Here is a 16,328-nt window from a genome sequence, read left to right on the forward strand (position 1 = left end):
AGCAACAGCAGCCAGTAGCTCAGGAGCCGAAGCCCATGACCGCGTACGCCGAACTCCGCGCCCAGCTCGCCACCTTGACCACCGAGGCCTTCCGCCCCGAACTGGCCGAGATCGACCGGCTGTCCACCCTGGAGATCGCCCGCCTGATGAACGCCGAGGACGCCACCGTCCCGGCCGCCGTCGCCGGTGAGCTGGAGACGATCGCCGCCGCCATCGACGGGATCGCCGAGCGGATGGCCCGCGGCGGCCGCCTGATCTACGCGGGCGCCGGCACCGCCGGCCGGATGGGCGTACTGGACGCCAGCGAGTGCCCGCCCACCTTCAACACCGACCCCTCCGAAGTCGTCGGCCTGATCGCGGGCGGCCCCTCCGCCATGGTCAAGGCCGTCGAAGGTGCCGAGGACTCCAAGGAACTGGCCGCCGAGGACCTGACCGCGCTGGCCCTGACCGCCGACGACACCGTCATCGGGATCTCCGCCTCCGGCCGCACCCCCTACGCGATCGGCGCCGTCGAGTTCGCCCACGACCGCGGGGCCCTCACCGTCGGCCTGTCCTGCAACGCCGGCTCCGCGCTCGCCGCCGCCGCCGACCACGGCATCGAGGTGGTCGTCGGCCCCGAACTCCTCACCGGCTCCACCCGCTTGAAGGCCGGCACCGCGCAGAAGCTCGTCCTCAACCTCATCTCGACCCTCACGATGATCCGGCTCGGCAAGACGTACGGAAACCTGATGGTCGACATGCGCTCCTCCAACGAGAAGCTGCGCGCCCGCGCCCGCCGCATCGTCTCGCTGGCCACCGGCGCCCCCGACGCCGAGATCGAGGCCGCGCTCACCGCCGCCGACGGCGAGGTCAAGCAGGCCATCCTCGTCATCCTCGGCGGAGTCGACGGCCCCACGGCCGCCGACCTGCTCGCCGCCTCCCGGGGCCACCTCCGAGCCGCCCTCACCCAGACCCCGCGCTGACCCAGACCCCGCGCTGACCCACCCCTGCCCTCCAGGCCACCCCCGCTGACCCCCCAGCAGCAAGGCGAACACCACATGTCCACTGACAAGAACCGCGCCACAGCCGCCGCGATCCTTCCCCTGGTCGGCGGTCCGGACAACATCCTCTCCATCGCGCACTGCATGACGCGGCTGCGCATCACCCTGCGCGACCGTTCCCTGGTCCAGGACGAGGCCCTCAAGGCCCTCCCCGCCGTGATGGGCGTCGTCGAGGACGACACCTACCAGATCGTGCTGGGACCGGGCACCGTCGCCCGCGTCACGCCCGAGTTCGAAGCCCTGGTCGAGGAGGGCCGGTCGGCCGCCGCGACGGCGCCCGCCGCCGCCCACACCGCGGGCCCCCACACCACGGCCCCCCACACCGTGACCGCCGACGAACTCGCCGCCCAGGGCGCGGCCATCAAGAACGCCCGGAAGGCGAAGAACTCCACCCCCTTCAAGCTGTTCCTGCGCCGCATCGCGAACATCTTCGTCCCGCTGATCCCGGCCCTCATCGGCTGCGGCATCATCGCCGGGCTGGGCGGGTTCCTCACCAACATGGGCTGGGTGCCGGCCGTCGTCCCGGCGCTCGCCGCGATGGCCTCCGGGTTCATGTCCCTGATCGCGGTCTTCGTCGGCTACAACACGGCCAAGGAGTTCGGCGGCACCGCCATCCTCGGCGGCGCGGTCGCCGCGATCATCGTCTTCCCGGGCGTCGCGAAGATCGACGCCTTCGGCCAGCAGCTCTCCCCCGGCCAGGGCGGCGTACTCGGCGCACTGGCGGCCGCGCTGCTCGCCGTCCAGGTGGAGAAGTGGTGCCGCAAGTGGGTCCCAGAGGCCTTGGACGTCCTGGTCACCCCCACCCTCACCGTCCTGATCTCCGGCCTCGTCACCATCTTCGGCCTGATGTTCGTCGCCGGTGAGGTCTCCAGCGCCATCGGCACCTTCGCCACCTGGCTGCTCGCCACCGGCGGGGCCTTCGCGGGCCTGGTCCTCGGCGGGCTCTTCCTCCCGCTGGTCATGCTGGGCCTGCACCAGGCCCTGATCCCCATCCACACCACCCTGATCGAGCAGACCGGCTACACCGTCCTGCTCCCCATCCTCGCCATGGCGGGCGCGGGCCAGGTCGGCGCGGCCATCGCCGTCTACTACAAGCTCCCGCACAACCGCTCGATCCGCGCCACCATCAAGTCCGCCCTCCCGGCCGGCTTCCTGGGCGTGGGCGAACCCCTCATCTACGGTGTCTCCCTGCCCCTGGGCCGCCCCTTCATCACCGCCTGCATCGGCGGCGCCGCGGGCGGAGCCTTCGTGGGCCTCTTCAACCAGCTGGGCACCGCCTTCGGTTCCACCGCCATCGGCCCCTCGGGCTGGGCACTGTTCCCGCTGCTGGACGGCAAGTCGGGCATGGGGATGACCATCGCGATCTACGCGGGCGGCCTGGCCGTCGGCTACCTCGTCGGCTTCGCTGCCACGTACTTCTTCGGCTTCACGCAGCAGATGCTGACCGACTTCAACTCCGGCCCGGACACCGAGCCGGCGCAGGCCACGGAACCGGAGTCCGCGAAGGAACCGGCCCTGGCCTGACGGTACGAGGCGCCTGCGGGGAGACTGCGGACATGCAGCTCCCCGCCGAAGCCGTGTCCACCACCGCGCTGATGGAGGTCGTACGCCTCACCGCGCCGCCGACCCGATCCGCCGACGGCCCGTTCACGGGTGAACCGGTCGCCCTGTGGACCGGGGCCGAGACGGAGACGGCGCTGGCGCTCGTCGCGTCGCTGCCGGACGGCGTACGGCACCGCTGCGGATTCCATCCGGGCTGGGCGATGCGCGCCTACGCGGACGACCTCGCGTTCGCGCTGTTCGAGGCCCAGTTCTGCTTCAGCTGCCACGAGGTCCGCCTGCACGGCCCGGCCGTCACGCCCGGCCTCGCCCGCCAGCTCTTCGACCCCGACTCGGCCGAGGGCCGCGCACTCCTCGCCCTCTTCCGCGCCACCGCCCCGGCCGCGGTGATCGCCGAGAGCCGTCGCCGGGGCGACCACCCCCCGATGGCGGACACCGGTGCTCGGCACGAGTACGCCGACGGCCGATGATGACCCGATGACCGACTCGATACCGCCCGTCGTCCCGTCAGGCCGGATGGCCGCTCTCACCCAGCCCTCGTACGAGCTCCCCTGCGGGATGCGCCTGCGCCCCTGGGAGCCCTACGACGCCCCCGCGCTCGTGGCCGCGTACGCCGACCCGGACATCCGCCACTGGAACCGCCCGGACCCGCTCACCGAGGCCCAGGCCGTCACCCGCATGGCCCGCTGGCGCGAGCGCTGGCACGCGGAACGCTCGGCGGTCTGGGCCCTGGCCCCCACCGAAGCCGGCGACGGCGACCGCGACGGCAGCCCGGTGGCGGTCGGCATGATCGGCCTCGCCGACATCGACCTGCGGGACGGCAGCGGGGAGTTCGTGTACTGGCTCCTCCCGGCCGGCCGCGGCAGCGGAGCCACCACCGAGGCCCTGTCCGTCCTGACCCGCTGGGCCTTCGAGGACCTCGGCCTGCACCGCCTGCGCATCACCCACTCCACGGCCAACCCGGCCTCCTGCCGCCTCGCCCTGAAATCCGGCTACCCCCTGGAGGGCACCATGCGCGGCGCCCTCCTCCACGCGGACGGCTGGCACGACGAACACCTCCACGCCAGGCTCAGCACGGACTGAGGGCGGGCCGTCACCCCATCGAGCGAACCCGGCACGAAAAGTCATCCCGGTCCTGCATATGCCGAGAGCCTATGCACATGTACCTCTACGCCCCACACGCCGAGCCCGGCGGTGGCACCGGAAGTAGCATGGGTGGCATGAGCGATGCTACCCAGAAGTACTCCATCTCGATGCCCCGCGACATCGCCGAGGCCGCTCGCGCCCGCAGCGGCCCCTCCGGCCTCTCCGCCTACGTCACCGCCGCCGTGGCCCGTCAGATCGAACGGGACAACCTGGCGGAGCTCGTCGCCGTGGCGGAGGCGGAGCACGGACCGATCACCGCGGAGGAGATCGACGCGACCCGGGAGGAATTCCGCCGCGCCCACGGAGGGCAGCCCGACAGCAACACCGAGCAGAAGGACGTCGCATGACTCCGAAGCCGACCAAGCCCGGAGGCACCCTCGTGCTGGACAGCGAGGGACTCGCAAAGGCAGTGCTGCGGGACCGCACGATCACGCGCTGGCTCGCCCTCGCCCTCGCGGACGACATGCGGGTCATCACCAGCACGGCCACCCTTGTCGAGGTGGTGCACCTGAAGATCAACATGCCCGCCCTCATGTGGGCGCTGTCCAGAGTGGTGGTCGAGCCCGTCACCGAGGAGATCGCCCACGCCGCCACGGCCCTGCTCCGCGAGGCCGGCCTGCACGGGCACAAGTACGCCATCGACGCGATGCTGGCCGCCACCGCACTCGCGGCGCCCGGCCCGGTCACCGTCCTCACCTCCGACCCCGAGGACCTCACCGCGCTCTGCGGCACGCGCTTCGCCGCGGTGAAGGTCTAGAGGTCGTCGATCCCCGCTTTCACGGCGTCCCGGACGCACCCGGGGGCCGGTAGCGGATCTGTTCGGCCTTGCGCAGGGCGTCCAGGGTGTCGTCGACGCTCAGCAGGACCGTCGTCTCGAACGAGCTGAGCGCGCCGCCCCCGCTGATCGCCAGAGCGACCGCGGCCATCGACACGTTGTCCGGGGCCTCCCAGAGGTTGTAGCCGTCGTGCGTGCCGAAGGCGTACCAGAAGCCGTGCAGCTTCCCGCCGACGGACTCGATGTACGACCGGGCGGCCTGAGCCCGGTCCTCGGGGTGGGCCATCAGCCTCGCCCAGGTCTCCGGCGTGTAGCTGAACCTCGACAGATACAGCGGCATCGCGTCCACCTTCTTTCGTTGCGTCGACGATGCCCACGCCGGACGGCAGAAGGGGTGGACCGGATCGCCGCCGTTCCCCCGAACGGCCGGAGACGGCCACCGCCACGGCCCAACGCGGCTCAGGCCACCGGCGCCGGCGTATGGATCCCGGTGGCACCCGCCGTGAGGGCCCGGTGCGCGGCGGCGAGGCGGCGCACGGCCTCGGCGAGCCGGGGCGGCGGGAGCGTGTACGGCAGCCGGACATGACGTTCGAACGCGCCGCCCACCCCGAACCGCGGCCCCGCCGCGATCACCACCCCGTGGTCCGGCGCGACCGCCGCCAGCCGCGAGGCGACCGGCTCCGGGAAGCGCGCCCAGAGCGTCACACCGCCCGCCGCCCGCGGCGCGTGGACCTCCGGCAGGTGCTCCGCCAGCGCCCCCAGCAGGGCGTCCTGCTGCTCCAGGAGTTGACGGAGCGCGTCCGGCCGTCGGGTCTGACCACCGTTCAGAAGCGCTGCGGTGGCCAGCTGTTCCACCACCGGGGTGCCGAGATCGGTCGCGGGGCGGGCCCGCGCGACACGTTCCAGCAGCGCGGGCACGGCGCGGATCCAGCCGATGCGCAGGCCACCCCAGATGCTCTTGGACACCGAGCCGATGCTGATGGCGGTGGCGTGGTGCGCGGCGAAGGGTTCCGCAGTCAGATCCGGGTCTGCCGCCTCCAGCCGCAGATCGGCCAGCGTCTCGTCGATGATCGTGGGGCAGGCCGGCCGCAGGCTCCGGCGCACGCCCACGGGCATGTACATCCCGGTCGGGTTGTGGAAGTCCGGGATCAGGTAGGCCAATTGCGCGGACCGCGCCGCCGTGAGCAGGTGCGGTACGTCCCAGCCCGCCGGGCCCACCGCCACCGGCAGGAGCCGGGCGCGCGCATCGGTGAACGCCCGGATCGCGTGCGGATAGGTGGGGTGGTCGAACAGCACCTTGTCCCGTGGCGACAGCAGCGTGCGCACCAGCAGACCGATCGCGTGCTGCGCACCGCTGGTGATCATGACGTGATCGGGCGAGGTCGGCAGCCCCCTGCGCCCGTACCACCCGGCGACCGCCTCGCGCAGCTCCGCAGTGCCGTACCGGTCGTACCCGTGCCGCTCGAAGTGGAGCGGCAGCCTCTCCAGCGCCGTCGCGAAGGCGGCGTGAAGGATCTCGGAGGGCGCGGGCGGCGCGGCGAAGGACAGGTCGATGGCCTCCGTGTCCGTACCGGCCCGGCGCGGAGCGGGCGCGTCCCCGTGCGGGAGCCGTAGGTCGCCCTCGCGCGCTCCCTCGTCTCCAGGTACCCGTGCTCCACCAGCGTGCGGTACGCGGCCCCGACCGTGGTCCTGCTCGTACCGAGCGCCGTGGCGAGATCGCGTTCGCCCGGCAGCGCCGCCCCGAGACAGAGCCGCCCGTCCAGGATCAGCAGCCGCAGCCGGTCGGAGAGCCGCCGGTGCGCGGGGCCGGGCCCCTCCTGCCAGGTCCCCACCATGCGTCCGACGGAGTGCGCGCTGATCTTCATCGGACCAGGCTAACCAATCTGGCTATGGAATCACGGTCCAGATATCTCCGAGGCTAAGGCCATGCCTCACCCCGCTCCCGCCACCCACCCGCCCCGCATGAACGCCTTCGCCCAGCTCCGTGCGGGCCGCACCGCGCGCCGCGTCCCCCAACTCCTGCTCGGCCTGGCGGGCTACGGCGCCGCCGTCATGGTGCTCGTCGAGTCCGGCCTCGGCACGGCGAGCTGGAGCGTGCTCACCGACGGCGCGGCCAAGAGCCTCGGCATCTCCTTCGGCTGGGCCACCAACCTGATCTCGCTCCTGGTGCTCCTCGCCTGGATCCCGCTGCGCGAGCTCCCCGGGCTCGGCACCGTCCTCAACGTCGCCATCGTCGGCTTCGCCGCCGACGCCACCGCCGCCGTACTCCCCACCCCCCAGGGGACCGCCGCCGCGCTCGCGTACCTCGCCCTCGGCCTGGTCGCCCTCGGCTTCTTCGACGCGCTCTACCTCGGCGCGCAGTTCGGCTCGGGCCCGCGCGACGGCATCATGACCGGACTCGTCCGGCTCACCGGCCTGCCCGTCGCGACGGTGCGCACCGGCATCGAGGTGTCCGTGGCCGGCCTCGGCTGGCTGCTCGGCGGCACCCTCGGCCTCGGCACCGTGCTCGTCGCCCTGTGCACGGGCCCCCTGGTCGGCTGGTTCCTCCCGCGCCTGACCGTCCGCCTCACCGATCCCTCAGGGGTGGGCCCGCTCGTGCAGGACGGCGGCCAGCCGTAGCGCGGTGTCCAGGTTGCAGCGCCCCAGATCGACCAGCGGCAGCCCGTACGACCCCGCCGCGGACACCCCGTCCACCCCGAGCGAGGGGAACACCACCCCTACGTCCGTCAGCGCGGCCTTCAGCTGCCCCACGGCCTCCTCGGCCGCCAGCATCCGCTCCATCGGCGTGAGCACCATGACATGTCACCTTTCGCTCTGAGTAATCGCGTTCGGTACACAGCGTGGCCACGCCCTGGCTAGCCTTCATGGGCCACACACCAACAACCGCACCTGTTGTCAGGGGAGTTGCCGTGCCCGATTCCGGAGACGTCGACCCGTTCTCCTCACCCCGCACCATGCTCGGCTCCGAACTGCGCGTGGCCCGCAAAAGGGCCGGCCTCAGCCAGGACAAACTCGGAGAGCCCCTCTTCGTCAGCGGCTCCTTCATCGGCCAACTCGAAGCGGGCACGCGCCGGATGACGGTGGAGCTGGGCCGCGAGATAGACCGAATCCTCGGCACGGACGACTTTTTCACCCGCAACTCCGGGGCGCTGGCCAAGTCCAAGTACCCCAACCACTTCGCTCCAGCGGCCGAGGCGGAGGCCCTGGCCAAGGAGATCCGGGAGTACGCGCCCCTGGCGATCCCCGGAATATTGCAGGTGGAGCCATACGCCCGGGAGGTATTCCGTGCATATCAGCCGACCGCGACGGACGAGGTCATCGACGAGCTGGTCGCCAACCGGCTGGCCCGCGCAAAGCTCCTCAGTGATCCAACAACGCCATTGTTGTGGTGTGTGCTCGATGAGACCCTCCTTAGGCGGATCGTGGTCAGCAAGACCGTGATGGCCCAGAGCCTGCGCCACATCGCATCCTTGATGCGATCACGCCGGATCATCGTGCAAGTACTCCCGTTCAGTGCGGGCGCACATCCCTCCATGGGCGGCACGCTCAAATTGATGTCGTTCGAGGACGCTCCACCGCTCGCCTACGTCCAAGGGAACGCGATAGGGATCCTGTTGGACGATCCAGCCACAGTCGCCCGCCACTCCCTGACCTACGATCTCCTTACAGCCAGCGCACTGTCACCGCACGAGTCACTGGCCCTGATCGAGTCCGTGGCGGAGGGGTACGAGCATGACGCAGCAGCCTGAGTACGGCCTGTCGACAGCCACCTGGCACAAATCCAGCCACAGCGACGGCAGCGGCGGAAGTTGCCTGGAGATCGCCACCTGGCGCAAGTCCACCTACAGCGACGGCACGGGCGGCGACTGCCTCGAAGTCGCCGACGGCCACCCCGGCATCATCCCCGTCCGCGACTCCAAGGTCCCCGACGGCCCCCACCTCACCTTCGGCGCCCCCGCCTGGGCCGCCTTCGTCGCCGCCCTCGTCTAGGAGCCGCGCATGTCGAACCGTCTTCCGTTCAACGAGTCGCTGATCTCCACCCTGGGCACCCCCGAGGAGACCAAACTCCTGGACAGCAGTCCGCGGTCACGCGTGTGGTGGGTGCGACTGTCGGACGGGCGGCCGGTGATCGTCAAGCAGGCCACCGACGTCGGGGACACGGCCGCCGACGCGGGCACCCGCTTCGCGCGGGAGCTCGCCGGGCTGCGCCTGGCGGGGCGGGCCTCCGGGCCCGCCGTGGCTCCCGCGGTGCTCGCCACGGACCCGGCCTCGCGGGTGATCGTCCTGGAGTACGTGGCCGACCTCGGCGAGACGGGCGACTGGCTGCCCGCGTACGCCGAGTCGCTCGCCCGGCTACACGCCCTGACCGGGCCCGCCGACGCGGGCGCCCTGCCGGTCGCGTCGGGGCCCACCACCGGCGACGCGGAGTCCTTCCTCGCCCTGGCCGGGACGCTCGACGTACCCGTACCGGCCACGGTTCCCGGCGAACTCGCCGGTCTCCTGGACCGGTTGGACCCCACCCCGCACCATGCGCTGCTGCACGGCGACCCCTGCCCCGGCAATGACCTGCGCACCGCCGACGGCATCCGCTTCGTCGACTTCGAGCGGGCCTCGCTCGGCAACGGCCTGATGGAACTCGCCTACTTCCGCATCGGCTTCCCCACCTGTTGGTGTGCCCTGTCGGTCACCGCGGCCCCGCTCACCGAGGTCGAGGACATCTACCGGAGCACCTGGCGCGGCCTCACCGGGACGGACGTGCCGGGTGACCTCGCCGACGCGTGCGCGGGCTGGGTGATCCAGGGCGACGCGCTCGTCGAGCGGGCCCACCGCGGCACGGTCGACCAGCTCGCCCGGGTGCCCGTCGAGGACTTCGAGTGGGGCTACGTCACCGCCCGCGAGCGGCTCGTCCACCGCCTGGGCGTGGTCGCCGGCATGACCCGCGACCACGATCACCTGCACGGCGTCGGCCGCCTCAGCTCCGCCCTGGCCGACCGCCTCGTCGCACGCTGGCCGAAGCTGCGCCCGCTGCCCACGCCCGACGCCCGCCCCTGGTACTAAGAGCGTCCGCCAGTAGGCGGGTGAAGTGGTGCAGGCACGGTCCCCGATCATGGAGTTCTCACGCTTCATGATCACTCGGGGTGTCCGTGCCTGCTGTCCCATCATGCCTGCTCAAACCGGTTCGCGACCAGTTCCTGGCGCTGCTGCCTGACCGTGAGGAGCGTCATCCGCTGGGCTGTCACAACCCGCGGATAGCCGACGGGATTGTCTTCGACCGCCTGGTCCAGGTCCTCGCCTTCGGCTGCGGATACGAACGCGCGGCCGACGAGTACTGCTCCGCCACGACGCTGCGGCGCCGTCGGGACGAGTGGATCAAGCTGGGAGTCATGGAGGAGCTGCGGCTGCTGGTCCTGAACGCCTACGACCGTGTGATCGGCCTGGATCTGGACCACCTCGTCGCGGACGGCTGCATCACGAAGGCCCCCTCTGGTGGTGAGTGCGCCGGCAGGAGCCCCGTCGACCGCGGTAAACAAGGCCTCAAACGCTCGCAGTTGACCGAAGCCCGCGGCATACCCCTGATCACCGAGCCTGCACCCGCGAACATCCGCGACCACACTCTCCTGCCCGCCACCCTGGACGCGTACAGCCATCTTGAGAAGGCCCTGGGGCCGTTGCCGGAGCGCCCGCGGCTGGGCCTGGACGCCGGCTACGACTACCGCCCCGTCCACGACGATCTGGCCGAACGCGGCATCGACGCACAGATCACCCCACGCGGAGAGAAAGTCCCGATCCAGGCGGGAGGCCGGTGGGTCGTCGAGCGCACGAACTCCTGGATGAACAACTTCGGGAAACTCCGACGCTGCACCGAGCGACGAAAGAGTGCCATCAAGTTCTACATCGCCCTGGCCTGCGTATTCGTCACCGTCCGCCACCTGATCCGCCAGGCATGGACCCGCTACCGCTGGAACACACGACCCCGCACACCCCGCATCCGATGACCTACTGGCGGACGCTCTAAGTGGTCGCCCCCGGAAGTTCCTTGGGGGTGAGGTGAAGTGAGCGCCGCCGCCGAGCCCAGAACAAAACATGGCCGTTGTCGCCCTCGCATCGGTCCCGGTCCAGGCCCGATGCCCGGTGGTGGCCAGAAACCAGCCCCCGGGCCGCAGCCAGGAAGCGATCCGGCTCAGTAGGGCAGGCTGTTCCTCCACCGGAATGTGGATCAGGGCATACAGACAGATCACCGCGTCGAAGGAATCGCGCCGCTGCGTGAGCGCCACGGCCCTCGCGTCCGTGGTGGTCAGAGGCCGCTGGTGAACAGCAGCTCGTTCGGGGTGCCCTTGCTGATGCTCTTCAGCACGTCCTTCGTGGACTCGTCCCTCAAGTACTCGACGATGCTCTGCGGCGTCGCGGACGGGTTCGCCTGCTTGTAGAGCACGGCCACGCCGGTGACGTGCGGTGCGGCCATGGACGTGCCGTTCTCGGCCACGCTGCCGCCGCCCAGCTTGGCGGAGACGACCGCTTCTCCGGGCGCGTACAGGCCGACGCAGTCACCGTAGTTGGAGAAGCTGGTCTCCTCGTCCCACTGGTTACTTGCGGCGATCGTGAGCACCTTCCCAGCCGACGCGGGCGAGACGAGGCAGGCGTCCTTCGAGGAGTTGCCCGCCGCGAAGACGGGCAGGACGCCCGCGTCCGTCACGGCGTCCGCCGCCGAGTTCAGCACCTCGGACTTGTCCCCGCCCAGGGAGCCGTTGAGGACGGCGGGCTGCTTGGCGTTCTTGGCCACCCAGTCCAGGCCGGCGATGATCCCGGAGGAGTCGCCCGTCCCCTCGCAGTTGAGGACGCGGACGCTGACCAGGGAAGCCTTGCGCGCCACCCCGTACGTCTGGCCGGCGACCGTGCCCGCGACGTGCGTGCCGTGGCCGTTGCAGTCCTGGCCGTCTCGGCCGTCCTTGATCGCGTCGAAGCCGAAGGTGGCCCGGCCGTCGAACTCCTCGTGCTTGTAGTCGATGCCCGTGTCGAGGATGTACGCGGTCACCCCCGCGCCGTTGCCCTGGGTGGTGAAGGTGTCGTCGAGCGGCAGTTCCTTCTGGTCGATCCGGTCCAGGCCCCAGGACGCGGACGGCCCGCGCAGGGCGGGGGCCGTCGACGGCACGCTCGACGGGGCCGAGACCTTCGCGTCCGTCTCGACCGACTTCACGCCCAGGGCGACGCGGGCCATCTCCAGCTGGAGCTTGGTCATGGGGACGGCGAAGCCGTTCATGGCCTTGGTGTAGAGGAACTTCGGCTTGAGGCCCAGCCGCTCCGCCACCTTGGCCGGTTCGTAGCCGGGCTCGAGCGTCACGATGTACTGGCCGGGGATGGCATTGGCCGAGACGGTCAGCGGCACCGGGGTGGGCTCGGGCGCGGCGTCGGCGGACGCGGAACCGACGGCCACCGGGGTGACGGCGAGCAGGGCGGCGGTGGCGGCGCGGGCGAGCAGGCGCATCGACATCGAGGGGACTCCCGAAGGGTGGAGGGCGGCATGCGGAAGCCGCCTCCTTCCGACGGGAACACCGAAAAACCCGTCCCGGAGTGCGGCCCTCCCGTTCATCGGCGGACCGGCCACGGGCCTTGACCGGGCCGGCGCCGCCGTACGGCCGCGCCGCGAGCCGGTGCAGGCCGGCGCGGGCTGATTCTCGTACCGACTGAAGAAAGGATTCCGCCCTCGTGGCTCCCGGCCCCTCCCGACCTGCGCGAACACCTCGCGCCCGTGCGGCGCGGGCCGGCAGGTTCACCCGTACGGAAGACACCGCGCGCGCATCCGGCGAGGGGCGCATTCGCGGTTCCCGCGGTTCACCCCCGCCCCCGGCCGCCGCGCCGCCGCAGGTCGTTCACCGGACCGGCCGTACGTGGTGGCCTCGCCGACATGCGTACCCGTACGAGCTGGACCCTGCCGACGACCCTCGCCGCCCTCGCCCTGGCGGCCTCGGCCGCCCTGCCCGCGCACGCCGCCCCCCTCTCCCCCACCACCGGACCAGCCGCTCCCGCGTCCCGTACGGCCCCGGCCGAGTGGCCGGCGTACATCGTCACCGTGCACCGCGGCCTCGACCCGGCCGCCGTCGCGGACGCCTACGGGATCACCCCCGTCCACGTCTACCGCCACGCCCTGAACGGCTTCAGCGCCCGCCTCTCCCCCGAACAGGTCGAGTCCCTGCGGGCGACGGCGGTCGTGACCTCGGTCGAGCCGGACGGCCCGGTCGCCGTCTCCGGCCCGGCCTAGGCCGGTCGGCCCGCGGGTGAAATCCCCCTCCTGAACGCGGGAGTCCGCACCTATCGTCGATCGTGCGCGGTACGAGGAACGGCACGCGATCACGGACGAGAAGGAACGGATCCACACCACATGAGCGACAAGAACGCCAAGGTCGACGCGATCACCAAGTTCTTCACCGCCTACGCGGCCTACGACCTCGACGGCATGCGGGAGGTGCTCGCGGAGGGGATCGAGTGGACCATCCCCGGCCACCACCCGCTGTCGGGTACCAAGCGGGGCGTCGAGGAGGTCGCGGCCTTCTTCACCCAGCTCGGCAAGGCCGGATTCCAGGCCGACCCGCTGTTCCTGGAGGCCAACGAGGAGTACGTGGTCGACGTCCACCGCGGCTGGACCACTGGGGGCGTCGGCAAGGTCGACACGCTGTGGGCGCTGGTCTGGCACTTCGACGCCGACGGCAAGGTCGACCGGGTCACCAACCTCTCCGGCGACCAGCACCAGATGGATTCCTACGTCTGGGCCAACTACGACCTGGCCCCGATACCGGACCGCCTCGCCTGACGGCCACGGACCGGCGGATCAGTGCGGGAAGCTCCCCGTGCCGAGCGTCAGCGCGAAGGGCTCGGGGAGCCGCAACCCGTCGCCGAAGGCGACCCGGACGGCGTGCTTGTACGCGCCGTTCTGGGGTTCGGTGAACAGGGTGGTCGTGGGGCCGTGCTCGTCGAAGCGGTCGACGAGGAGGTAGACCGGGACGGGGGCGTGGGCGTAGGCCCAGAGCTTCTTCTTCCGGTCGTCCTCGGCGTTGCTCTTGGAGGTGATCTCCACGACGAGCAGCGCCTCGGCCGCGTCGACGGGGTCGGAGACCTCAGGTCCCACGTCATCCACCAGGGCGGCCGGGGCGACCACGAGGTCCGGCACGTAGAGCTTGTCGAGTGCCGCGATGTGGACGCCGAGCCACAGATACACACCCCACTCGGGCGGCACGACCCCGTACAGGGCGCGCTGCACCGTGGCCGCGATGGCGTGGCGGTGACGGTGGGACGGCGGCTTCAAGGTGATCCGGCCGCCGTCGATCTCGGCCCGCCAGCCCTTGTTTACCGAGCGCCCGCTGCATGTAGTAGGCCGGGCCGCCCCGGTAGGCACCGCCGGCGTTGCGCACCTTGTAGAGCTGGGCGAGGGCCGATTCCACGAAGGCGGAGGCCGCGCCGATCAGAGCCATCATCCACATCCAGAACACGGCGCCCGCGCCGCCCAGCGTGATGGCGGCGGCGACACCGGCGATGTTGCCGGTACCCACGCGCGCGGCGGCGGAGATCGTGAAGGCGCCGAACGACGAGACCTGCTTGCGGCCGTCGGCGCGCGGCGGGGTCTTCTCCTTCACCACCCGGAACATCTCGGGCAGCAGGCGCAGCTGCACACCCCGGGAGCGGACCGTGAAGTACAGGCCCGCACCGACCACCAGCGGAATCAGCAGGTAGGTCCAGAGGTGATCGTTGACGTTGACGATCACCGAATCCAGAGTGTCCATGATGCGAAGTCTCCCCGGGGCGGAAGGCCCACCGACAGGGACCTACGTCCGCCGCCGGGGGGTCCGAAGGCCCGCGCTGCGCGCCCTTCGCCCCGCCCTCGCCACTCGGAGCGACCGGGCTCCCGCCGGAGCGACCGGGCGCCCGCCGCTCGGAGCGACCGGCTCGCCAGCCGTCTCACCCCCACAGCCCGTGCCGCCCCGCCCAGTCCCGTACCGCCGCCGCGACCAGCAGCGGGTGGTCCTCGGGCGTGTGGTGCCCGGCGGGCACGTCGTCGTGCCGGGCGAGTTCCAGGCCCGCGATGTTCGCCACGCACCAGTCGACGGTCGCCGGTCCCGTCATCGCCCCGGGCCCCGGGGCGAAGGTCAGCAGCAGCTTGGGTATCCCGGGGCTCCCCGCGAGCCACTCCCCGTACGCCGCCACGCGGGCGACCACCTCGGCGGGATCCCCGCCCAGCGGCATCGACCGGGCCCACTGCAGCAGCGGGCGCCGGCTCTCCCGGGTCGGGTACGGGGCCCGGTACACGTCCAGGTCGCGGGGGTCCAGCGGCCGGGCGACGCTGCCGGGCAGCGCCTGCTCCACGAAGCCGTTCGCGTCGAGGAGCATGGCCTCCCCCACCCCCGGCGTCTTGATCGCCCGGAACAGCTCGCGGCCGCCCTCGGGGAACTCCTCCCAGCTCATCGGCTTGACGATGGTTTCGGTGAACGCGATCCCGCGTACCCGCCCCGGATACCGGGCGGCCCGGTCGAAGGCGAGCGCGCCTCCCCAGTCGTGCCCGACGAGCACCGCCTCCTCCAGCCCGAGCGCGTCGAACCAGGCGTCGAGGTAGCGGGCGTGGTCGGCGAAGGTGTAGCCGATGGCGGGCTTGCCCGAGTCCCCCATCCCGATCAGGTCCGGCGCGAGCAGCCGCGCCTGACCGCCGACGGCGGGGAGCACCTCCCGCCAGAGGTGGGAGGAGGTCGGGTTCCCGTGAAGGAAGACCACCGGCACACCGGTACGCGCACCGGCCTCCCGGTAGTGGATCGTCGAGTCGAGTACGGGCTGTACGGGCATGGCTGCTGCTCCTGTGGAGAAGGGGAGGGAGATGCCGGCTGATGCGGGACCGGGCCGGGGCCGGTCAGCGGAAGGCCGGGGCCGGTCAGCGGAAGGCCGCCGCCGAGCGGTCCGCCCAGGCGGCGAAGGGGCGCGGGGCCCGGCCCAGGATCCGCTCGACGGCCGGGCTGACGGCCCGCTCGGCGGCGACCGGCGCGCCCAGGATCGCCAGGGTGCCCTCCACCGCCGGCTCGGGCATGAAGGTCAGCATCTGCGCCCGGGCCTCCTCGGGGCTCTGCTCCACGAACCGCACCGGTTCGCCGATCGCCCCCGCGATCGCCTCGGCCCGCTCGCGCGGGGTGACCGGCGCCGGGCCGGTCAGGTCGTACGTGTTCCCCGCGTGCCCGGAGCCCCGCAGTACGGCCGCCGCGACCTCGGCGACGTCCGCCGGATCGACCGTCGGCAGCCCGACGTCCCCGAAGGGCGCGGCGGCCGTGCGGTGCGTACGGATCGACTCGGCCCAGGCGAAGGCGTTGGAGTCGAGCCCGCCCGAGCGCAGGACCGTCCACTCCAGGCCGGACCGGCGGACGGCCTCCTCGAAGGCGGCCGGGTGCCCGTACTGCCCGGGCCGGGTCCCGACCCCCTGCGAGGACAGCAGCACGACCCTGCGTACGCCGGCCTCCGCGGCCGTTTCGAGGACCGCCCGCGGGTCTTCGCCCGCGACGAGCAGGAACAGGGCCCCGGCCCCGGCGAGAGCCGGCCGCAGGCTCTGCGGCTCGGCGAGGTCGGCCCGGTGGTGGCGGACGCCTTCGGGCAGGGCGTCCTGCGGCGCCCGGCGGGACACGGCCGTGACCTGCTCTCCCCCCGCCGCGAGGATCCGTACCAGCTCGCTGCCGACGTTTCCGGTCGCACCCGTGATGACGAACATGAAAGGCGACTCCCACCCGTGAAGTGAGTTAGTCGACTGACTAACTTCTGGGGACGACCATAGCCCCCGGGGCGGC

The 16,328-nt window shown here is 71.8% G+C and carries 21 protein-coding genes and 2 pseudogenes; 13 read left to right on the forward strand and 10 right to left on the reverse strand.

The features are described 5' to 3' along the window. Positions 1 to 35: 35 nt before the first annotated feature. From murQ to AC3IYI_RS18755, 6 genes are all read left to right on the forward strand, one after another. Positions 36 to 962, forward strand: a complete 927-nt coding sequence (murQ, locus tag AC3IYI_RS18730; RefSeq protein WP_489411267.1) for an N-acetylmuramic acid 6-phosphate etherase — start codon at positions 36 to 38, stop codon at positions 960 to 962. 75 nt (positions 963 to 1,037) lie between these two features. After that, positions 1,038 to 2,564: a PTS transporter subunit EIIC gene (locus AC3IYI_RS18735; protein ID WP_489411268.1), complete on the forward strand. Its 1,527-nt coding sequence runs from the start codon at positions 1,038 to 1,040 to the stop codon at positions 2,562 to 2,564. 32 nt (positions 2,565 to 2,596) lie between these two features. Then, complete coding sequence (locus AC3IYI_RS18740; RefSeq protein WP_489411269.1) at positions 2,597 to 3,070, forward strand: hypothetical protein; 474 nt, start codon at positions 2,597 to 2,599, stop codon at positions 3,068 to 3,070. A gap of 7 nt (positions 3,071 to 3,077) precedes the next feature. Continuing rightward, the gene (locus AC3IYI_RS18745) at positions 3,078 to 3,683 is read left to right on the forward strand and encodes a GNAT family N-acetyltransferase (RefSeq protein WP_489411270.1); all 606 of its coding nucleotides are present in this window, start codon (positions 3,078 to 3,080) and stop codon (positions 3,681 to 3,683) included. Positions 3,684 to 3,820: 137 nt separating this feature from the next. Continuing rightward, on the forward strand, positions 3,821 to 4,093 hold the full coding sequence (locus tag AC3IYI_RS18750; RefSeq protein WP_489363372.1) for a CopG family transcriptional regulator: 273 nt from the start codon (positions 3,821 to 3,823) through the stop codon (positions 4,091 to 4,093). Beyond that, positions 4,090 to 4,503, forward strand: coding sequence for a PIN domain-containing protein (locus AC3IYI_RS18755; protein ID WP_489411271.1), 414 nt, complete (start codon positions 4,090 to 4,092; stop codon positions 4,501 to 4,503). The genes AC3IYI_RS18750 and AC3IYI_RS18755 overlap by 4 nt, the downstream gene beginning before the upstream one ends. A gap of 19 nt (positions 4,504 to 4,522) precedes the next feature. Here the strand turns inward: AC3IYI_RS18755 and AC3IYI_RS18760 are convergent, their stop codons facing one another. The 3 genes from AC3IYI_RS18760 to AC3IYI_RS18770 all read right to left on the reverse strand — a co-directional run bounded on the left by AC3IYI_RS18760 (position 4,523) and on the right by AC3IYI_RS18770 (position 6,386). Next, positions 4,523 to 4,861: a GYD domain-containing protein gene (locus AC3IYI_RS18760; RefSeq protein ID WP_489411272.1), complete on the reverse strand. Its 339-nt coding sequence runs from the start codon at positions 4,859 to 4,861 to the stop codon at positions 4,523 to 4,525. A 119-nt stretch (positions 4,862 to 4,980) separates the two neighbouring features. After that, entirely contained in the window at positions 4,981 to 6,000 is a 1,020-nt protein-coding gene (locus AC3IYI_RS18765) for an aminotransferase-like domain-containing protein (protein ID WP_489411580.1), read from the reverse strand. Next, positions 5,883 to 6,386 carry a GntR family transcriptional regulator gene (locus AC3IYI_RS18770; protein WP_489411273.1) on the reverse strand — a complete coding sequence of 168 codons (504 nt, stop codon included), beginning with the start codon at positions 6,384 to 6,386 and terminating at the stop codon, positions 5,883 to 5,885. Before AC3IYI_RS18770 ends, AC3IYI_RS18765 begins: the two co-directional genes overlap by 118 nt. 61 nt (positions 6,387 to 6,447) lie before the next feature. On the opposite strand from AC3IYI_RS18770, the gene yczE reads away from it, so the two are divergent. Further along, positions 6,448 to 7,140, forward strand: a complete 693-nt coding sequence (yczE, locus tag AC3IYI_RS18775; protein WP_489411274.1) for a membrane protein YczE — start codon at positions 6,448 to 6,450, stop codon at positions 7,138 to 7,140. Here the strand turns inward: yczE and AC3IYI_RS18780 are convergent. Beyond that, positions 7,099 to 7,317, reverse strand: coding sequence for a hypothetical protein (locus AC3IYI_RS18780; RefSeq protein ID WP_274548266.1), 219 nt, complete (start codon positions 7,315 to 7,317; stop codon positions 7,099 to 7,101). The two genes, yczE and AC3IYI_RS18780, sit on opposite strands and share 42 nt — an antisense overlap. A 113-nt stretch (positions 7,318 to 7,430) precedes the next feature. Here AC3IYI_RS18780 and AC3IYI_RS18785 point away from each other — a divergent pair, with 113 nt between their 5' ends. From AC3IYI_RS18785 to AC3IYI_RS18800, 4 genes are all read left to right on the forward strand, one after another. Further along, on the forward strand, positions 7,431 to 8,270 hold the full coding sequence (locus tag AC3IYI_RS18785; RefSeq protein ID WP_489411275.1) for a helix-turn-helix domain-containing protein: 840 nt from the start codon (positions 7,431 to 7,433) through the stop codon (positions 8,268 to 8,270). Next, positions 8,254 to 8,511, forward strand: a complete 258-nt coding sequence (locus AC3IYI_RS18790) for a DUF397 domain-containing protein (protein WP_489411276.1) — start codon at positions 8,254 to 8,256, stop codon at positions 8,509 to 8,511. The genes AC3IYI_RS18785 and AC3IYI_RS18790 overlap by 17 nt, the downstream gene beginning before the upstream one ends. A 9-nt stretch (positions 8,512 to 8,520) precedes the next feature. Next, on the forward strand, positions 8,521 to 9,579 hold the full coding sequence (locus tag AC3IYI_RS18795) for a phosphotransferase family protein (RefSeq protein WP_489411277.1): 1,059 nt from the start codon (positions 8,521 to 8,523) through the stop codon (positions 9,577 to 9,579). 86 nt (positions 9,580 to 9,665) lie between these two features. Continuing rightward, complete coding sequence (locus AC3IYI_RS18800) at positions 9,666 to 10,517, forward strand: IS5 family transposase (RefSeq protein WP_489411278.1); 852 nt, start codon at positions 9,666 to 9,668, stop codon at positions 10,515 to 10,517. Positions 10,518 to 10,721: 204 nt separating this feature from the next. Here the strand turns inward: AC3IYI_RS18800 and AC3IYI_RS18805 are convergent. Together AC3IYI_RS18805 and AC3IYI_RS18810 are read right to left on the reverse strand one after the other, a co-directional pair. Next, positions 10,722 to 10,796 (reverse strand): annotated as a pseudogene (locus AC3IYI_RS18805) (hypothetical protein); the annotation flags it as partial. A gap of 20 nt (positions 10,797 to 10,816) precedes the next feature. Further along, a complete protein-coding gene (locus AC3IYI_RS18810) occupies positions 10,817 to 12,004 on the reverse strand; it encodes a S8 family peptidase (protein ID WP_489411581.1) in 1,188 nt (395 codons plus the stop codon). Between the two features lie 420 nt (positions 12,005 to 12,424). Between AC3IYI_RS18810 and AC3IYI_RS18815 the strand changes: the two genes are divergently transcribed. Both AC3IYI_RS18815 and AC3IYI_RS18820 read left to right on the forward strand, forming a co-directional pair. After that, positions 12,425 to 12,778, forward strand: coding sequence for a protease inhibitor I9 family protein (locus tag AC3IYI_RS18815; RefSeq protein WP_489411279.1), 354 nt, complete (start codon positions 12,425 to 12,427; stop codon positions 12,776 to 12,778). A gap of 120 nt (positions 12,779 to 12,898) precedes the next feature. After that, complete coding sequence (locus AC3IYI_RS18820) at positions 12,899 to 13,327, forward strand: nuclear transport factor 2 family protein (RefSeq protein ID WP_489411280.1); 429 nt, start codon at positions 12,899 to 12,901, stop codon at positions 13,325 to 13,327. 18 nt (positions 13,328 to 13,345) lie between these two features. Here the strand turns inward: AC3IYI_RS18820 and AC3IYI_RS18825 are convergent, their stop codons facing one another. The 4 genes and pseudogenes from AC3IYI_RS18825 to AC3IYI_RS18840 all read right to left on the reverse strand — a co-directional run bounded on the left by AC3IYI_RS18825 (position 13,346) and on the right by AC3IYI_RS18840 (position 16,252). Further along, complete coding sequence (locus AC3IYI_RS18825) at positions 13,346 to 13,909, reverse strand: Uma2 family endonuclease (RefSeq protein WP_489411281.1); 564 nt, start codon at positions 13,907 to 13,909, stop codon at positions 13,346 to 13,348. Beyond that, a pseudogene (locus tag AC3IYI_RS18830) lies at positions 13,908 to 14,294 on the reverse strand (alanine:cation symporter family protein); the annotation flags it as partial. The pseudogene AC3IYI_RS18830 and the gene AC3IYI_RS18825, both read right to left, overlap by 2 nt. 175 nt (positions 14,295 to 14,469) lie before the next feature. Continuing rightward, positions 14,470 to 15,345, reverse strand: a complete 876-nt coding sequence (locus tag AC3IYI_RS18835) for a haloalkane dehalogenase (protein WP_489411282.1) — start codon at positions 15,343 to 15,345, stop codon at positions 14,470 to 14,472. An 85-nt stretch (positions 15,346 to 15,430) separates the two neighbouring features. Beyond that, a complete protein-coding gene (locus AC3IYI_RS18840; RefSeq protein WP_489411283.1) occupies positions 15,431 to 16,252 on the reverse strand; it encodes an NAD(P)H-binding protein in 822 nt (273 codons plus the stop codon). Positions 16,253 to 16,328 lie beyond the last annotated feature (76 nt).

This window comes from Streptomyces sp. GL_148 (assembly GCF_057834205.1).